Origin of the sequence: Thermosinus carboxydivorans Nor1, from assembly GCF_000169155.1 — a bacterium.
Classification (GTDB): Bacteria; Bacillota; Negativicutes; order Sporomusales; family Thermosinaceae; genus Thermosinus; species Thermosinus carboxydivorans.
This window is the reverse complement of the sequence record NZ_AAWL01000001.1, coordinates 140,001-158,750: the sequence shown is the minus strand read 5'-3', so window position 1 is coordinate 158,750 and position 18,750 is coordinate 140,001. Positions and strand designations below refer to the sequence as shown.

Annotated in this window: 14 protein-coding genes and 2 rRNA genes (1 of these 16 cut by a window edge); all 16 read right to left on the bottom strand. The window is 54.9% G+C overall.

All coding sequences use genetic code 11. From position 1 onward, the window contains the following. Positions 1-55 precede the first annotated feature (55 nt). Positions 56-901 carry an SDR family oxidoreductase gene (locus tag TCARDRAFT_RS00680; protein WP_007288079.1) on the bottom strand — a complete coding sequence of 282 codons (846 nt, stop codon included), beginning with the start codon at positions 899-901 and terminating at the stop codon, positions 56-58. Positions 902-1,169: 268 nt separating this feature from the next. Next, complete coding sequence (locus tag TCARDRAFT_RS00675) at positions 1,170-2,678, bottom strand: tagaturonate epimerase family protein (RefSeq protein WP_007288078.1); 1,509 nt, start codon at positions 2,676-2,678, stop codon at positions 1,170-1,172. Positions 2,679-2,718: 40 nt separating this feature from the next. After that, positions 2,719-4,206 carry a UxaA family hydrolase gene (locus TCARDRAFT_RS00670; protein WP_007288077.1) on the bottom strand — a complete coding sequence of 496 codons (1,488 nt, stop codon included), beginning with the start codon at positions 4,204-4,206 and terminating at the stop codon, positions 2,719-2,721. Between the two features lie 3 nt (positions 4,207-4,209). Next, positions 4,210-5,736, bottom strand: a complete 1,527-nt coding sequence (locus tag TCARDRAFT_RS00665; protein WP_007288076.1) for a tagaturonate reductase — start codon at positions 5,734-5,736, stop codon at positions 4,210-4,212. A gap of 236 nt (positions 5,737-5,972) precedes the next feature. Continuing rightward, positions 5,973-6,785 (bottom strand): 5-deoxy-glucuronate isomerase, encoded by an 813-nt coding sequence (gene iolB, locus TCARDRAFT_RS00660; RefSeq protein WP_007288075.1) that lies wholly within the window; start codon positions 6,783-6,785, stop codon positions 5,973-5,975. Between the two features lie 27 nt (positions 6,786-6,812). Further along, a complete protein-coding gene (locus tag TCARDRAFT_RS00655; protein ID WP_007288074.1) occupies positions 6,813-7,898 on the bottom strand; it encodes a M24 family metallopeptidase in 1,086 nt (361 codons plus the stop codon). Positions 7,899-7,917: 19 nt separating this feature from the next. Continuing rightward, entirely contained in the window at positions 7,918-9,156 is a 1,239-nt protein-coding gene (locus TCARDRAFT_RS00650; protein WP_007288073.1) for an ROK family transcriptional regulator, read from the bottom strand. Between the two features lie 288 nt (positions 9,157-9,444). Beyond that, complete coding sequence (locus TCARDRAFT_RS00645; RefSeq protein ID WP_007288072.1) at positions 9,445-10,188, bottom strand: response regulator transcription factor; 744 nt, start codon at positions 10,186-10,188, stop codon at positions 9,445-9,447. Beyond that, positions 10,189-12,027: a cache domain-containing sensor histidine kinase gene (locus tag TCARDRAFT_RS00640; RefSeq protein ID WP_007288071.1), complete on the bottom strand. Its 1,839-nt coding sequence runs from the start codon at positions 12,025-12,027 to the stop codon at positions 10,189-10,191. It lies immediately after the preceding gene. A gap of 163 nt (positions 12,028-12,190) precedes the next feature. Next, a complete protein-coding gene (locus TCARDRAFT_RS00635; protein WP_007288070.1) occupies positions 12,191-13,210 on the bottom strand; it encodes a TRAP transporter substrate-binding protein in 1,020 nt (339 codons plus the stop codon). A 53-nt stretch (positions 13,211-13,263) separates the two neighbouring features. Then, positions 13,264-14,553, bottom strand: a complete 1,290-nt coding sequence (locus TCARDRAFT_RS00630; RefSeq protein ID WP_007288069.1) for a TRAP transporter large permease — start codon at positions 14,551-14,553, stop codon at positions 13,264-13,266. Further along, complete coding sequence (locus TCARDRAFT_RS00625) at positions 14,553-15,053, bottom strand: TRAP transporter small permease (RefSeq protein ID WP_007288068.1); 501 nt, start codon at positions 15,051-15,053, stop codon at positions 14,553-14,555. Before TCARDRAFT_RS00625 ends, TCARDRAFT_RS00630 begins: the two co-directional genes overlap by 1 nt. A gap of 191 nt (positions 15,054-15,244) precedes the next feature. Further along, positions 15,245-16,261 carry a TRAP transporter substrate-binding protein gene (locus tag TCARDRAFT_RS00620; RefSeq protein WP_007288067.1) on the bottom strand — a complete coding sequence of 339 codons (1,017 nt, stop codon included), beginning with the start codon at positions 16,259-16,261 and terminating at the stop codon, positions 15,245-15,247. Positions 16,262-16,483: 222 nt separating this feature from the next. Next, the gene (locus TCARDRAFT_RS00615; protein ID WP_007288066.1) at positions 16,484-17,311 is read right to left on the bottom strand and encodes a 3D domain-containing protein; all 828 of its coding nucleotides are present in this window, start codon (positions 17,309-17,311) and stop codon (positions 16,484-16,486) included. Between the two features lie 180 nt (positions 17,312-17,491). Further along, positions 17,492-17,608, bottom strand: a 5S ribosomal RNA gene (gene rrf / locus TCARDRAFT_RS00610). Between the two features lie 141 nt (positions 17,609-17,749). Next, positions 17,750-18,750 (bottom strand): 23S ribosomal RNA (locus tag TCARDRAFT_RS00605); it runs 2,033 nt beyond the window's last position.

Here is an 18,750-nt window from a genome sequence, read left to right as displayed (position 1 = left end):
GAAAAAATTAAGGAAGGTTCTCACCTTGCATTCGCGGCAAGAACCTTCCCCGCTTTTACACTCCGGCGTAGGCCATAAACCCACCGTCCACCGGCACGACAATACCGGTAACAAAGCCGGACGCTTTTTCATCGGCCAGCCACAGCAGCGTGCCCAATAAGTCCTCCGGCTGGCCAAACCGGCGCATCGGCGTATGGGCGATAATCTTCTCCGCCCGCGCGGTATAGGAACCATCCGGATTGGTCAGCAGCATCCGGTTTTGTTCGGTAAGGAAAAAGCCAGGCGCCAAAGCATTGACTCTTACGCCGGCCTCGGCAAAATGCACCGCCAGCCACTGGGTAAAGTTGCTGACCGCCGCCTTGGCGGCGCTGTAGGCCGGCACCTTGGTCAAGGGCGCAAACGCGCTCATGGAGGAAATATTTATCACGGTCGCCCCGGGCCGGCCGGCCATCTGGCTCAAGAAAACCTGACTAGGAATAAAGGTCCCCATGAAGTTGAGCCGAAAAACCGCTTCAAAACCTTCTACCTGCATGTCAAAAAACGTAGGTGTGCCGACAACGTTTTGCCCTAGTTCAGCCTGGCTGAAAACTTCTTGCGCCGTTATGGCTGCCGGATGGTTGCCCCCGGCGGCGTTGATGAGAATATCGCAAGGGCCAAGCGTATTTTTAACCGTTTCGGCCGCCCGTTCTACCGCCGCTTTGTCCAATACGTCACAGGCAATGGCAAGGGCGATGCCGCCGCTACCGGCAATGTCGTCAGCCACCTTCTTCGCCTTGTCTTCGCTTCTATTCAGAATGGCAACTTTGGCACCCACGCGGGCCAGCTCTTTGGCAAACGCACTGCCCAGCACGCCGCCGCCACCGGTAACAACGGCCACCTTACCGTGTAAATTATGGCTCATGGTTGATAAATGCCTCCGTTTCTTCAACATTTTACAAGATTGCTATTGCTAGCCATTAACCATATTTTCTCTCCGGCAGCCGTCCTTCCTGCATGCGATGCGAGTAAAAGTTTCGCCAAGCCGCTGGGCCAAGGACACTGCCCCATTTATTGGGAAGTACCCGCGATTCCTCCCTAAGCTTATGAACATTAAGGGTAGAAACAATAAAATGAAAAGACGGTTCCCTGCTTGCCCTTGCCGCAAGCGGGAACCATCTCCCAGTAGTCTACTACCCTTTTAGATTTTCGGTCAATTTTTCAAGGTGGCGGCCGATATGGCGTTCGAGAGCCGCATAGTATTCGTCCTCATGGTCGAACAAAAGCTCATACAGGGCGTCTTTGAAGCGGTAGGAACCGTCGGCATTGGCGGCTGTCAGCACCAGGCCATAGGTGATATGCAGCATCTGGCGGGCATCGTTATGGTCGAGCACCGTCGGCAGCCCGTCATCGGCCATGGCGGCCACATCCGGCAGCCTGGTCAGATCGGTGGTAACATGGTAATACTTTTTCGCTTCACCAAAGACTTCTCCCGCGAAGGCGTAAATTTCCCGGAAAAGCGCGGGGTTAATCCGGGCAACTACCCGCAGGGCCTCCAGCCAATTGGTGCCGGCCGTCTTGATATGCACCCGCCCGCGGGTGTACTGGCCGATGATGGGGAAGACACTGAACTTGTCGCTGCCCGAGTGGATGCTCAGCCGGTAGCCGAAATGATCGGCGATGGCGGCATGGCGTTTGAATTCATCTTCAAATTGATATAGATCACCGATGTAGTCGATACCCTTCTGGAACTCGCCGCAAAACCGCGGCGCCAGACTAGTAAATTTTACGCCCATGCGCCCAAGCTCGGAAGCAACGAAATAATGGGCGGCCGGCGTCGTCGGCGTGGCCGTCTCGTCAATGGAGATTTCAAAGTCCACTTCCCGCCCGGCGTTGACGATGAGGGTATGATAAATATAGCCCATGAACGCCAGCGCTTTGCCGTAGGTAAGAACCAGCCGCTGCAGCGTTTCGGTGTCAAAGGTGATGGCCATGCCGCCGACAATGAAGGCCTTGCCCAGGTAATGCTCCTCCATGTCGGCCGTATAATCGGCCGGCAAGGTATGGTACAGCTCAGCCACCTGTTTGGCGGCCTTTTGCCCCACCGTGTTGTCGATATGGGCCGAAGCGTCGAGCGTGATCATGGTAAAGCCGAGGTCAAGGGCGCCCTTGATCTCCTCTGCCGTTTTCAGGTGATCCCCGTCGGCGCCAAAGCCGCCCTCATACCCTTCCTGCAGCACCGCCCACGTGGCAGCGTCCAGGACATCGGAGTAGGTACGGTTAGTCAGCGTCAGCTCCCGCACCGACTGCTGGGCGAGGACCGGCCGGACGCCGGTCTTTTTGATAAGCCTGAGGTGACCGGGCGAAGCAACGCCTAAGCGGTCGCCCAGCCCCAGGCTCAGGCCGGTGGCGCCCAGCGCCACCGGCGCGGTGAACGGCAGCAGCTCGCGCACGATACCCGCATTGACCGGCTGCAGGGGCGCTTCTTTAACCCGCTTGCCGGAAGGATGATACACCTGCGGGCCCACGAAGCGGTCAAAGGCCGAACCAGTCTCTTCCTCAACGACGACCAGCAGCTTCTGCCCCATGTCCTTGGCGAGAAACAGCACGCAGCCGCCGGCGCGGTAGATGGATTCCGAATAAATATTATAATCGCCAAATTCGCTCAGGATCGCTCGCTTGAGTTCTTCCCTCGATTGCATGGCATTACTCCTCTGTGTCTGTTTTCAGCCAGTCTGCTGTTTACAGCGTTACACCGTTCTTAAAAATGGCAATTTCGCGGAAACCCATTTCCTCGGCTTTGGTCGGTCGGCCGGAGGCCACCGCCAGCACATAGGCGAAAAACTCGTCGGCCAGCGCTTCTAGGCTTTTGCCCTCTAACAGCTCACCGGCATTGAAATCCATCCAGGTAGTTTTGCGACGGAACAGCTCGCTGTTGGTGGCAATTTTCACCGTCGGCACCGCCGTACCCAGCGGCGTACCCCGGCCGGTGGTAAACAGCACCAGGTGGCAGCCCGCTGCCGCCAACGCCGTGGCCGCCACCGCATCATTGCCGGGCCCGTTAAGGAGGTTAAGCCCTTTGCGCGTGACCGTTTCCCCGTAGCCAAGCACGTCGACCACGGTAGCGCGGCCGCCTTTTTGCGTGCACCCTAGTGACTTCTCCTCCAGGGTGGTAATGCCGCCTTTCTTGTTGCCGGGTGAGGGGTTTTCGTAAATGGGCTGGTTATAGGCCATAAAATAATTTTTAAAGTCGTTGATAAGTCGTACCGTTTTGTCAAACACGGCCTTATCCTGGGCCCGGTTCATGAGAATTGTCTCGGCGCCAAACATCTCCGGCACCTCGGTCAGCACCGTGCTGCCGCCGCAAGCGATCAAGAGGTCGGAGAAAGCGCCGACCAGCGGGTTGGCCGTAATGCCGGAAAAAGCGTCCGAGCCGCCGCACTTAAGGCCTACCACCAGTTCGGACGCCGGGCAGTCCTCCCGCAAAAACTGGCCGGCGTAGGCGATGAGGTCCGATAGCAGCTCAAGCCCGGCGGCGATTTCGTCCTCCACCTCCTGGGCCACGAGGAATTTGACGCGGTCCGCGTTATAGCTACCCACCACTTTTTGAAACTCGGGCACGTTGTTGTTCTCACAGCCCAGGCCGAGGACCAGCACGGCGCCGGCATTGGGATGGTTGACCAGGTCAGCCAGGATGGTTTGCGTCGCCCGGTGGTCGTCGCCGAGCTGCGAGCAGCCATAGGGATGGGTAAAGGCAAACACGCCGTCGATATTGGCCATATTCCGAGCGAGGGCGCTTCCCCGCTCGGCTAAGAGCTGGGCAGTGCGGTTAACGCAGCTGACGGTAGGAATGATCCAGATTTCGTTGCGCACCCCGACCCGACCGTCCGGGCGGCGATAGCCGCGGAAGGTGTGGCGGCAGGGGACCGGGCTTACCGCCGGCGGCTCCGGCTTATATTCATATGCCAAAATCTCGCCCAAATTGGTGCGCACATTGTGGGAATGAAGCCACTGGCCGGCCGCTACGCTGCTAGTCGCATGACCGATGGGAAAGCCGTATTTTATGACATGCTCGCCCGGTTGCAAGTCGCAGAGGGCAATTTTATGGCCTTTCGGAATATCTTCGCGGGCGGTGACGGTAGCATTGTCCGCCGCAAGCGTCTCCCCCTGCCTGATGTCGCGGAGAGCAACGGCGACATTATCCCGTTCATGCAGCTTTAACAGTGCCATGGCTTACCTCCCGACGAGCCGCGCCGCCGCAGCCTGCATCCCGTCCGTAACAATCTGATACAGGTAGTCGGCCGTCTTATCCGTCAGGCCGCTCACCTGCGTAAGATCTTCACCCCACAGGGCGGTATTGGCCAGCACGGCCGCCGCTACCTGGCGCACCCCATCGGGGCTGCCGTCGCAGTCCGCCCAGGTACGGGCAAAAAACTCCAGGACAGGCAAATCGTCGCGCATGGTAAACTCGCCTTTGGCCCGCCGTGCGAGCATCGCCGAACCGTCGATCTTGCCACCAGCGTATACCGCGATCAGGGCGGCAAGCGAAAAGGTCAGTTTTTCCGGCAGTTTGCCGAACTTGGCATGGTATTCAAGGATGGAAGGCAGCACCCGGGCCTTAAACTTCGATGACGAGTTGAGCAGGATGCTAATAAGATAGTGCTTGATATAGGGGTTCTGGAACCGTTCCATCACCGCGGCGGCAAAGTCGGTCAGCATGCCTTTATCCAAGTTGATTGATGGAATGATTTCCTCGTCGACCACCTGCCGGACAAACTTGCCCATCACCGGGTGGTCCATCATTTCGCCGACCGTTTCCAGGCCATAGAGGAAGGACGCCGGTACGGCCGCCGTGTGAGCGCCGTTTAAAATCCGCACCTTGCGCGTCCGGTAAGGCATCATATCGTCGGTCCAGATAACATTAAGCCCTACTTGGGTAAAGGGGAGACGCTCGGCCAGCCCGGCGGGACCTTCAATGACCCACAAGTGGAACAGTTCACCGGCGTCAAGAAGTTCGTCCTCATAGCCAAGCTGGGCCTGGATGGCGGCGGCTTCATCTTTGGGATAGCCGGTTACAACGCGGTCGACGAGAGTATTGAGGAAGTAGTTGTGGTTTTCCAGCCAGTCCTTAAAGTCTTGCGGCCACTGCCATTCATCGGCCAGACGCAGGATGATTTTTTTGAGGTTGTCGCCGTTGCGATCGATGAGTTCGCAAGGAAGGATGACCATGCCTTTGGCCGGGTCACCGCTGAAGTGGCGGAAGCGGTGGTAAAGATACACGGCCAGTTTGCCGGGGAACGAGGCCGGCGGCCGCATGTCGGGGCGGTCATTGGGGTCGTAGGCAATACCCGCCTCGGTGGTGTTGGAAATTACATATTCAATGTCCGGGTTTTCAGCGCACTTAAGAAAAGCGTCCCAATCGACATAGGGATTAATGCCCCGGCTGACTGATGTGATGATTTCCTTATATTCTACCGGTTTGCCGTTTTCCAGACCGCGCAAAAGCAGGGTATACAGGCCGTCCTGGGCATTAAGCCTGTCGACAAGCCCTTCGGCGATGGGCTGCACGACAACTACCCGGCCGTTAAACAGGCCCTGCCGGTTGAGTTTATGGAACATCCAGTCGACGAACGCCCGCAGGAAGTTGCCTTCGCCAAATTGGATGACGCGCTCGGGCAGGTCAGCTGGATAAGGAGCCGCTTCAAGACCAGCCGGGAAGGCAAAGCCGCCGGCGAGCAGCTCTTTGTTCAATTTTGCCATTGTTTCTCTCCTCTCTTGCAAATATATTGCAACAAACACTAAATCAATTGAAGTCCGGTAATGGTAAGACCGTGATTATAAGAACCGCGGAGGACGCGGAGGAGGATATTTTTTTACTTTAGCGCGATGAATATCGCGCCTCTGTGTCCTCTGCGGTTGAATAACGGTTTTCATACTTTGTGGTGCCAATTATCGGCATGAATATCTCCGCGGTTAAATGTTGATGTTATTGACTCCTACTTAAGCATTGCCGGGATGTTTTGCAGCCATTTGAGTTTAGGATCGTCATTGGGGGTGAGCTGACGGCCGTGCGGACCGGCCATGACCCACAAATAGTAAACCTGGAAGCCGGGAGCGGCGGCCACGGGGTGATAGCCGGCCGGCAGGGCAACGGCGTCACCGTCCTTAATCATATAGGCCTCACGCAGCGTCAAGTCATCGTTATACATAATTTGGACGCCAAAGCCCTCGGTGGGCTTGACCTTGAAGTAATAAATTTCGTCCATCTGGCACTCGTAAGGCAGGTTTTGCGTATCGTGCTTGTGGGAAGGATAGCTGGACCACTGGCCGGGGAAAGAGTACGTTTCGCCGACGACGATGCGATCGACCTTACCTTCGACATTGGCGACCATGATGTCATAAACGTCGCGCTGCCAGTTGAGGACGCCACGGTGGTTGAAAATGACGTCTTCCGGACGGATAACGAAAGGCGCAAACTGGCGCTCAGCCGGGGCGGACAGGACAGCTACCTCCAGTTTGGGGCTAATCGCCGTAACTTCCCAGCGGCTACTCTTTGGCGCATAGACGGCGGTGGCTTTTTCCGCGAAAACATCTTTGCGGGACAAGTTGTCGAAGGTCTGACCATTGACCGTGATGCGGCACTTGCCGGCAAGCAGCACCAATGCGACTTCTTCTTCCTTGGTCTCGGCGCCGTAGCTTTCACCGGCGGCAAGATTCAGCAGGCCAAAGCCGGTATAAGCCGTTTTCTCGCCGACAGGAATGACCTGGCGAAACCCTTTTTGTTCTTTAGCAGGATAAAAATAGCTCATAAGTATACCTCCTCTGTATAGTGTGAGCTAGCGCTCAAGGATAGCGGGCCGTTCGAGGCTAAAGCCCCGATACTCAGCTTTAATGACCGGATATTTTCCGGTCGCCGTTAACACGACAGGACTATCCTCCCCAACGAGAATAGTGTCCTCCGATTTGACTCCGGCAATAGTGGGGTTCCAGGCGTAGACCTGGCCACTGGCCACCACCTCGGCGCAGTCGGCCGAAGCGCGAAACTCGCGGGAGTTATAACCGGCCAGGCCGCCCTGGTGATGATACTGCCACTCGCCGGCAAAGCCCATGTCGGCATAGGCCTGACAGCCGGCGGCAAAAATATCGCTCACTTGGGCACCCGGACGGGTAGCGCCGATAAAGGCGGCGTCCACATTGGCCACCGCCTGGTGCCGGGCCTTGAGGTCGGCCGGTACCGGGCCAAAGTGCACCAGGCGGGTAACCGAAGCGTACAGGCCGTGTTTTTGGCCGGAAATTACCAGCATGGCGTACCTTTTCACCTTCTTGTCGGTAGGGAGCGGGTGCCGGTACTGATAGGCCCGCTCATCGGCGGCGACCAGACTGACAAAGGCGCTTACGCCCTCAGCGGCAGCTTTCTCCTTCATGAGGGCGGAAATCTCCAGTTCGCTCATCCCAGGCTTAATAGCCCAGGCTAGTTCCTCGACGACCGTGGCCACACTTTTTGCCGCATCGGCGAACCGGGCCCGCTCCTCGGGCAGCAGCTGCCAACGCAGTCTGGCCAGCTTGCCAGCTACTTCGCCTTCAGTGACGACCGGCTCGCCGCCGCTAATTTCCCGCACCGCCCTCTGGGCGCCGGCTGCCTCCCACCAGGAGTAGACTGCCTTTTCCAGCGGCAAGCCGCTCAGCTCTTCCGTCAGCAACCGGTCAGCCTCAATATTATTGGCCACCAGATATACCTTATCCGCCGTCACCAACAGGTCGGCACAGGCCTTTTCCACGGCTTGGTTGACAAAGGACCGGCCACCGGTCAGCCACCAAAAGTTGGTCTGGCCGGTAATCAACAGGTTGGCCACACCTTCCTGCGCCATAAAGGAGCGGAGCCGGGCCAATTTTTGGGCAAACTCGGATTGGGACCACGCCATTTTAAAACCCCCTTTTTTGTTATTCCAAATGGGCGTCCAGCAGCCGCGCTTCCGGCAGATGCAATAGCCCCTTAAGCGCCAGGGCGCAGGCGCCAATGACGCCGGGATATTCCCCCAGCGCCGAAAAGGCAATCCGCGTTGCACTGGCGATTTCGGGAAAAGCGTGGGCGGCCACGGCATCACGCAGTATGGGTTCAAACCGCGCCATGGCCCCGGCCAGCTGTCCGCCCAGGAAGACGGCTTCCGGGTTGTACAGATTAATAACGGCGGCAACGGCCCGCCCGATCCAGTGCACCGCCCGGCTTAAGAGGGCATTGGCATAAGTACCGGGCTGAGCCACGGCCAAAAGGTCGGCCAGCTCAATATCACCGCTGCTCTGCCACCGTGCTTTGAGCGGGTCGCCGTCGGCCAGGCCGGGCAAGTCGCGCCTGGCCTGCTTAATTAGCGCCGGGACGCTGCATAGCGCTTCCAGACACCCGTGGTTACCACAATTACACTGCGGTCCGCTCTCGTCAATAACAATATGGCCGATCTCGCCGGCATAACCCTGAAACCCCTGAACTATGCGGTCATCGAGAATAACGCCGGCGCTGATGCCTTCGCCAAGGTTAACGTACACCAAATCGCGGCAGCACACGCCCCCGCCAAACCATCGTTCGGCCAAAACGCAGGCGTTGGAGTTATTTTCGATGAACACCGGCAGACCGAGCACATCCTCCAGCTTTTCCTGCAAGGGGTAGCTGCGCCAAGCCGGACCGAGGTTGACCGACCGCTGTACCGTGCCAGTTTTGGCCTGCACCAGTCCGGGAAAGGCGATTCCCACCCCCACAAACGACCGGCCCTGCTTGCCCTCGTCATTCATGATGCGCCGCAGCAGTTCGGCCAGGCTGGCCAGGCCGGCAGCAGGCTCGCTCATATCAAGCGGATAGCGCGCAATGTCAGTAGGGTCGTTCATAAGGTCGGCAACACCGACTGTCGTTTCGCCGCGCGTTACTTCCACCCCGATAACATACCCGGCTTTACTGTTGAATGTTAGCTTCACCGGCCGACGGCCTCCCCTTGATTCGCCGTAACCGTCCTCGTGCACCAAACCGAGCTCGAGGAGTTCACGGATAATGCCGGTGATGGCCGGCGGCGTCAAACCGGTAATTTGCGCTAGTTCCTGCCGGCCAATGGGACCATGCTCCTTAATAAGGTTAAGAACGGTGATGCGGTTGCGCTTCTTGACATATTTGCTGTTGGCTCCGTTATTGGTCACATTTCCTCTCCTCTCGCCGGCCGGCGCCACCCGGACCACTCTGGGACTTTTTTAAGTTAATTAATTATTTATTGTTAAATTAATTCGCTTTTTTCCGTATTATTCCTGCCAGAACCGCCAAACTTGCCCAATAAAAATATAAGCGCCCCTGAAACCGTCAGGGACGCACTACCTCATACCTCATACCTCATACCTCATACCTCATACCTCATACCTCATACCTCATACCTCATACCTCATACCTCATACCTCATACCTCATACCTCATACCTCATACCATCACAACACTCAGCCCCTCCCTGTACGCGCCTGTTGCTTGCGGTATTCGGAAGGACTACAAGCGGTGTGTTTTTTAAAGATGTTGCTAAAATAGGCCAGATCGGCGTAGCCCAGCCGGTCGGCAATCTCCGAAATGCGCAGCGTCGTGGTGGCCAGCAGCCGCTTGGCCTCTTTCATCTTCAGGTCGGTCACATAGTCGACGAAACAGACCTGCATTTCTTGTTTAAAGAGTTGGCTGAGATAACTGGGGTTCATGTGGACACGCCGGGCGGCATCGGTCAAATTGATGTCCCCGAGGGGCGTTTCCGCCATATAGCGCAGCACCTGCTGGATAGGCGACAGAGCCTGCTCTTCCGGGCCGGCGGCCGCCGCTGCTTCGCGGCGGCGCCGCTGGAGCCAGTTTTCCAGGCATTCTTTCATCGCCGGCAGTTCGACCGGTTTAAGCAGGTAATCGCATACACCCTGCCGGATGGCATTTTGGATAAACTGAAAATCGTCGTGGACGGTAATGAGGATAACATCCTGGCGGGGCTGGCGCTGGCGCAGTTCGCGGACAAAAGCCAGCCCGTCCATGACCGGCATGCGAATGTCGCTAAGAATGAGTTCCACCTTGTTGGTTTTGAGCCAGTCCAGCGCCTCCAGACCGTCAGCACATTCATGGACAACGGTAAAGGGCAGACCGGTTTTATCCACCGTCCAGCGCAAGGCCGCCCGCACCCACCGTTCATCATCGACAATCAGCACGCGATTCATTCATAACGCGCCTCCCTCCGTTCCGGCATAAACAAGCGGCAACCGCAAGATAATGACGGCGCCCTGCCCCGGCTGGCTGTCAACCATGACGCCGAACCGCTCATCATACAGGCGGACGATGCGGCGGTGAACATTGACAATGCCGATGCTCTGGCCACCGGCCGTAACATCCTTTTGCGTTAAATCGGCACGGATACGCTCCAGCACGGCCGGTTCCATGCCGGCGCCGTTGTCCGCCACTTCGACGATATAGGCATCATCTCCCTCCCGCCGGGCCGATACGGTGATCGCCAGCGGCGACTCGCCGTATTGAAAACCGTGGGCAAAGCAGTTTTCCAGAAGCGGCTGCAGCGAAAACTTAACAATCTGCAAATCCCATGCCCATTCCGGAATATCAAATTTATAGGTAAACCGGTTACCAAAACGAAACTGCTGAATCTTGAGGTACAACTGGCAAAACTTAACTTCTTCCCTTAGCGGCACGAGCAGGGCGTGACTGCGCAAATTGTACCGAAGCAGTTGCCCAAGCGATGCAGCAATGGTGGCAATATCTTCCATGTCGCGGGCTAGGGCCATACCGCGCACCGTCTCCAGGGTATTGCAAAGAAAATGGGGATTAAGCTGCGACTGCAGGGCCTTAAGTTCCATTTCCTTTTGGCCCAGCCGTGCCTCGGTTTCACGCAGTTTGGTAAAATAAACTTCTTCCATCAGCCCGGCCAGACGCTCCACCATTTTATTGAACCCCCGCGCCAGTTCACCGATTTCATCTTGCGACAGAATGGCGGCCCGCACGTTGAAATTGCCCACTTCCACACTCTTCATGACATGCTGGAGGCGGCGGATGGGCCGGATGAGCGAGGCAGCAAACCCAATGCCGAGCAGATAGGCCACCACTAGGGTCACGATAATCGTCCAGACAATGGTCTGGCCGATGTGCTCCGCCCCTCGGGTTAGTTCATGATAGGGAATCGAGGTGACAAACCACCAGCCCAGGTATGACGACGCGCTGTAGGTAAGAAAGCGGCGATCTTTCCCACCCGTGATTAGCCAGCCTTCCTCATTTTTCAATATTTCTCGCTCAGGGCCAGCGACTTGCTCGCCCAGGCGGCTATCGTCAGGATGATAGACGTAGTGACCTTCCCCATCAAGAATAAATAAATGGCCGTTGCGCTTAAACGATACTTTGTCGGCAATTTCCCGCAGGCGTCTAAAGTTAATGTCAATAATAAGCATGCCCCGCGGCTGGAGCGTTTGCGGGCTGTAAATACGGCGAACAAGAGAAATGACCGGCTCCTTGCGGCCGCGCCATTCGGTTACCCGGCTGACAAGCAGCGGACTACCGTTATTAGGCACCGAACCATACCAGTATTCACTAGTCAGTTTATTTACCGGATAAGCGGCGTTCGACCCGGCGACGTCAAAGACCTGAACATTGTCAACGATGACAATGATGTTGGTAATGTCAGCACGAGAATAGGCGGCATTTTTCAGCATCCGTTCAATATCAGCGCGAATGCCGCTTTGCACCACTTCCTCGGCGGTTTGCATCCGCAGCAACCGAGCCATGTCGGGATGGTTGACAATTTTCAGCGAGCTGATCTCCAGATCGCGGATGTAATACTCAATATGAGTCTCGACCTGCTCGATAACTTGCCAACTATACTGCCGGGCCTCCTCCTCCAGTTCAAGCGAAGAACGGTAATAAGAAATCAGCCCGACCAGTACCAGCGGGATAACGACCAGCACGGCGGAAAAAACAAACAGCTTGGTAGCCAGCGGCCGGTTATTCATAAACCAGTCGCGGCCCAGCAGATAGGCGGTCCAGCGACGTAATCTCACGGCATTGCTCCCGATAGCTTTTTCGTTTATATTTTTATATTTCGCTGCCGAAGGGCCTTCCCCTTTTGCTAGCCGACCGCAAAAAAATGCCAGAAGGCACAAAGGCCTTCCGGCGGGAGCAAGGGAGTATATAAATGGAGAGGTATGCAGGAAGTTATTACTGTTACTTGCGGGCCTGGTCGATAGCGTCAAGCATTTCTTTGTACTCGTCGCGATATTTGTCAATAACCGACTTAACTGCATCCTGCCAGGGCTTGACGTCCTTCACCTCGGTAATGGTTACGCCGGCGGCGCGCAGTTTGGCCTCAGCGTCTTTTTCATACTTAGCCCAGGCTTCGCGCTGGAACGCAACAGAGTCGAGCGCAGCTTGTTTAATAATCTTCTTGTCTTCGTCCGACAGCTTATCCCAGGCCGTTTTGCTGATCAGGAGCACTTCCGGGGTGCGCTGATGCTTATCAAGGATGTAGTATTTAGCGACTTGATAATGGTTGGAAGAGAAATAGCTGGGATAGTTGTTTTCCGCGGCATCAATTACCCCGGTCTGCAGGGCGCTGAACACTTCGCCGTAAGGCATGGGCGTAGCGCTGGCGCCAAGGGCGGCGATCATGTCCATATTGATTTTACTTTGTTGTACCCGGATCTTCAGCCCTTTGAGGTCGTCGATGCTGTTTAAAGGCTTGCGGGCATAGAAGCTGCGCGCACCAGAATCATAGTAAGCAAGGCCCTTCATTTTCGATTTCTCAAGACTGTCAAGCAGTTTATTCCCAGCATCGCCTTGGAGAAACTTCCATAAATGTGTATCATTATCGAAAATGTAGGGCAAGGAAAGAACGCCGAAGTTCTTATTGAATTCTGCCAACGGCGAGGCGTTGACGCGGGTAAGTTCGATGGCGCCGAGCTGTACTTGTTCAATGACGGCCTTTTCCTCACCTAACTGACCGGAAGGAAATACTTCAATCTTAATGCGGCCGTTGGTGCGTTCATACACGAGTTCGGCAAACTTTTTATCCCCCATGGTAGTGGGATAATCGGGCGGATGAGTTTCAGCCAAGCGCCAGGTGTATTTGGCTCCTTCCGTTTTCTTGTCGCCTTGGGAACCGCTTTTGGAACCACACCCGCTGACAAGCAGCGAACCGGCGACAAACAGGGACAGAGCAGCCACTAGAAGTTTTTTGCCTTTCATGTATTTCATCTCCTTCGGTAAATATTACGGGAGAGTATCCCCTAGGGACACGGTTATTTAAACAGACTGGGCAACCAGAGCGACAGCTGCGGCACATAGGTGACCAGCATCAGCACAACAATCATGCTATAGAAGAAGGGCAGCATTGCTTTCGTCCCTTGTTCGACGGAAATTTTGCCGATGGCGCAGCCGACGAACAGGACGGTACCGACCGGCGGGGTAAGCAGGCCCATGCCGGAGTTTAGGATCATGAGAATACCGAACTGGATGGGATCCATCCCCAGCTTAGTAACAACCGGCAAGAGAACAGGCGATAAGATGAGAATCATGGGCGCCATGTCCATGGGGCCGCCTAAGAGGAGCAGCAGGATGTTGATCATCAGCAGGATGACAAAAGGACTGTCAGAAACACTGAGGAAAACCTGGGTAATAAGGTCGGGCAGTTTGAGGTAGGCCATAATCCAACCGAAGGCGTTGGACGCGGCAATCAGGAAGTACACCATGAGCACGATACGAAAAGTGCGTTTGAGAACAGGCCACATGCGGCTGAGCGGCACTTCCCGGTAAATGCCGAAGGCGAGGATAAAAGCGTAGGTTGCAGCAAGGGCGCCGGATTCGGTGGCCGTAAACCAGCCGGAAATGATGCCGCCAAGGATAATGACCGCCGGGGTCATGGAGGCAAGACCGTGCAGCAGAATGCCAGGAATTTCACTGCGCGGCACTGGGTCGCTCTTTTGGTAGCCCCGTTTTATGGCAATGATGTAACCGGTAATCATCAGGGAGGCCAGCAGAACCAGCCCGGGAATAATGCCGGCGAGGAACAGGGCTTTAATCGACAAGCCGCCGACGGCAATAGAATATAAGACCAGGTTATGGCTGGGCGGCACGACAACACCCTGAATTGCCGACGAGATGGTGACGCCAACGGCATAGTCGGCATCATAGCCTTTCTTTTTCATCATGGGGATCATAACCGAACCGACCGAGGAAGCATCGGCCACGGCCGACCCGGAAATATTGCCGAAGAACATACAGGCGACGCTGTTGACCAGCGCCAAGCCGCCGCGCACCCGGCCGACCAGGAGGTTGGCCATATTGACAAGGCGCACCGCCAGCCCGCCTTCGCCCATGATTTGACCAGTAAGAATGAAGAAAGGAATGGCCAGCAGCGAAAAGCTGCTAATACCCTGAATCATTTGCTGACCGACGACCGGCAGCGGGATGTCCAGGTAGAGAACGGTAAGCATCGTCGAACCGACAAGCGTCAGAGCGATCGGAAACCGCAGCAGCATCAGCACGACAAAGCTGACGCCTAAGATGGTAATCGCAATGCTTTGATCCATTATTCCGCTCCTTCCTCTAAACCTTGGTGGCGTTTGGTATCCACCCCGAAAAATTGGAGGGCGGAATAGGCACAAACCATAAACCCGGTCACCGGCATAACGGCATACAGGGTACTATTAGGCAGCTTAGTGGCCGCCAGGGTAGAATCATGCATAAGGACGGTAAAATCCCAGCCCTGAATAATTAAATAAAGACCAAAAGCAAATGTACTAAGTTGGATCAGTTTGTCCAGCCCTTTGTTAAACCATTTGGGGAACAAGCCGGTAATGGTATCCATGGCCAAATGCAGGCCCTCGCGAAAACCAATCGCCATGCCCATGAAGGCGAACCAGACTAACAGCAGCAGCGTTACTTCTTCCGACCAGAAGAATACAAAGTTAAACAGCTTGCGCGTAAAAACCGTCATGGTGACAATGAGGATCATGGACAACAAGGCCAGCAGCGCAAACGTTTCCAGCGCCGTGTCCAGAGCCAGCGCGATCCGGCGTAACAGTTGCACCCCATCTCCCCCTTTGCGTTAGATTTTTCATACTTATTGTAATAGCATGGCGTCGAAACTTGTCAGTATATTTTTTTATAAGATTTTGTGTTATTTTTAGATTACTCGTCCCACGGTGAAGAATTCGGTACCGAATGCTACAACAAAAACCAGCAGCACCCCGGCCACAACCAAGGCACTGCTGGACTTCATTATTTACGCGCTTTATCAATGGCTTCAAGCACTTCTTTGTATTCGGGGCCGTATTTGTCGATAACCGGTTTAACGGCCGCCTGCCAGGGCTTAACATCGGTAACTTCGGTGATGGTTACCCCGGCGGCGCGCAACTTGGCTTCGGACTCTTTTTCGAATTTATCCCACAGTTCGCGCTGGGTCTTAACCGAATCAAGCGCGGCCTGCTTTATGATTTTCTTGTCTTCGTCCGACAGTTTATCCCAGACAGCCTTGCTCACCAGCAGCACTTCGGGTACCCGCTGGTGCTTGTCAAGGAGATAATATTTGGCCACTTGGTAGTGATTTGAAGAGTAGTAGCTGGGGTAGTTGTTTTCCGCGCCGTCAATTACGCCGGTCTGCAGGGCGCTGAACACTTCGCCGTAGGGCATCGGCGTGGCGCTGGCGCCAAGGGCGCTGATCATATCCATGTTGATTTTACTTTGCTGGACACGGATTTTTAGACCCTTAAGGTCGTCAAGGCTCTTAATGGGCTTGCGAGCATAGAAGCTACGGGAACCGGAGCTGTAGTAGGCCAACCCCTTCATTTTGGATGTCTCCAAGCCATCCAACATCTTGTTGCCCATGTCGCTGGTTAAGAACTTCCACATATGTTCGTCACTGTCAAAAATGTACGGCAGCGACAGTACGCCAAGCTGTTTGTTGAACTCGGCCAGCGGCGATGCACTTACGCGGGTAAACTCAATGGCGCCTAATTGTACCTGTTCGATGACAGCCTTTTCTTCACCCAATTGGCCGGAAGGGAATACTTCGATTTTAATGCGGCCGTTGGTCCGCTCATAGACCAGTTCGGCAAATTTTTTGTCGCCCATTGTAGTGGGATAATCAGGCGGATGTGTTTCGGCCAGCCGGAAGGTATACTTGGCGCCTTCTTTTTTCTCGCCTGTCGTCTTGGCGCCTCCACCGCAGCCCGTAACCAAGACCGCGCCGGCTACCAGGAGCGACAGCGCCGCGGCAAACAGTTTCTTACCCCTCATTATGTAAAATCCCCCTCCTAAAATTTTTCAGGCATTCCGCCTGCGCCAACAGGCGGAAAAACCCCGTCCAATTTCATTGTACGGGGTTCCCTCTTTTCCAATAATAAAGTTTTTTTAGAAAATTTTGTGTTTTATTTAGGAAGATATTGACTATTGTCACGAATTAGTTTACCTTTTCCCAGGTAGTCCGGTCGGCAAAGAAGGGAGGGTTTTTTATGGTATTTAGGCATTCCGTGTATCCGGCGTGCTGAGCACATATACTTTGACCTTCTGGATGCCAAAATCTTCAGCTTGTTTCACTGATGGCAAGGCAATATCAATGCGGTTGCCCTTAATCGCTCCGCCGGTATCTTCAGCTACAGCATATTGGCCGGTACCGTCAGGAAACTGAATATACACCCGCGAGCCCAGCGGAATAATGTCGGGGTCAACGGCAATGACACCTGGCCGAACTTTGGTGCCCAAGTAGGTCTTATCTCCCCACTGCTCGTTGTCGTGAGGTCCTGGCGCATACGCTGTCGCGACAATATCCAAAACCTGTTGAAAGTCTTTCGGCGCTTTTTGGCGAGCCGTCACTTGCTTTTTATTGTCTTGCCTATCTTGGTCGGCAGCCTGTGTTTTGGCTTGCTCATTTTGGTCTTGCCTGCTTGGGTCGGCAGCCTGCGTTTTAGCTTGTTCATTTGAGTCTTGTTCCGGCTGTTGCTGCCCTTTCGTCTGTTCACTAACTTGCCGGTTAATGATGGCTTTGTCTGCTACCATTTTGCCACGTACAACCCGCATTCGCTTAGCCTTCCCATTAGGCTGGACAGCAATAGGCATTTTACTGGCATTAGGGTTGACCTCAACGGGGTTTTTTTCCTGATCCTGGCCAACTTGTTGCGCCGTAACCGGGGCGCCGGCATTAGGATTAGCGGCAGCGTGGGCGGTTGCGGCAGGAAGTCCCGGCAACATCGCCGACGTAATAACTGCAGCTCCGGCGAGTGCGGCCGCCAGGCGACGAAATCTGCGCTTAAGACGCTTGATACGTTTGCGGTGGCCTGTATGTTTCATGGTAATATCCTCCCTTGGCATTCTGATTCTAGTTTGGCGCTAAATTGTCATGATAATACAAAAACGGCCCAAAAGGATATATAAATAAAAAAGCCATCTGTCAACCGGCAGATGGGCGAAAAAAGATAGCTATTTTGTGAATAGCAAAAGAGCACCTTGGGCAAGGTGCTCTTTTGGTGTAACCGGCGTCTACCTATCCTCCCAGGCCGTCTCCAGCCAAGTACTTTCGGCGTTTACGGGCTTAACTTCTGTGTTCGGTATGGGAACAGGTGGATCCCCGTAGCTATCGACACCGGATTATCTCGCCTGTCGACTTTCGACATTCGAGCTTCGACTATTTTTTGAAGGATTGATCCTTCAAAACTGCACAGAAGATTACTAAGCTATGCACTTTAGCTTTCTCCGTCAAACGTCCAATGTCCAACGGCTATTGTCTTTTAGGTCAAGCCCTCGGCCGATTAGTACCAGTCCGCTCAAGCGGTTGCCCGCCTTACACTCCTGGCCTATCTACCTTGTCTTCTACAAGGGGCCTTACCAACTTCCGTTGTGAGAGACCTCATCTTAAGGCCGGTTTCACGCTTAGATGCTTTCAGCGTTTATCCGTTCCGGACGTAGCTACCCAGCTGTACACCTGGCGGTATAACTGGTACACCATTGGTCCGTCCACTCCGGTCCTCTCGTACTAGGAGCAGCTCCTCTCAAGTCTCTTGCGCCCGCGATGGATAGGGACCGAACTGTCTCACGACGTTCTGAACCCAGCTCACGTACCACTTTAATGGGCGAACAGCCCAACCCTTGGGACCTACTTCAGCCCCAGGATGTGATGAGCCGACATCGAGGTGCCAAACCTCCCCGTCGATATGGACTCTTGGGGGAGATTAGCCTGTTATCCCCAGGGTAGCTTTTATCCGTTGAGCGATGGCCCTTCCACTCGGTACCACCGGATCACTAAGCCCGACTTTCGTCCCTGCTCGACCTGTCCGTCTCGCAGTCAAGCTCCCTTCTGCCTTTACACTCTCCGCGCGATTTCCATCCGCGCTGAGGGAACCTTTGGGCGCCTCCGTTACTCTTTCGGAGGCGACCGCCCCAGTCAAACTGCCCGCCTGACACTGTCCTGAGGTTCGTTACTCCTCCAGTTAGAACTCCAGTAAACCAAGGGTGGTATCCCAACGTCGACTCCACACGAGCTTGCGCCCTTGCTTCTTAGTCTCCCACCTATCCTGTACATGCTTTACCAAAATCCAATGTCAGGTTGCAGTAAAGCTCCATGGGGTCTTTCTGTCCAGTCGCGGGTAACCTGCATCTTCACAGGTATTTCAATTTCACCGGGTCCCTCGTTGAGACAGTGCCCAAGTCGTTACACCTTTCGTGCGGGTCGGAACTTACCCGACAAGGAATTTCGCTACCTTAGGACCGTTATAGTTACGGCCGCCGTTCAC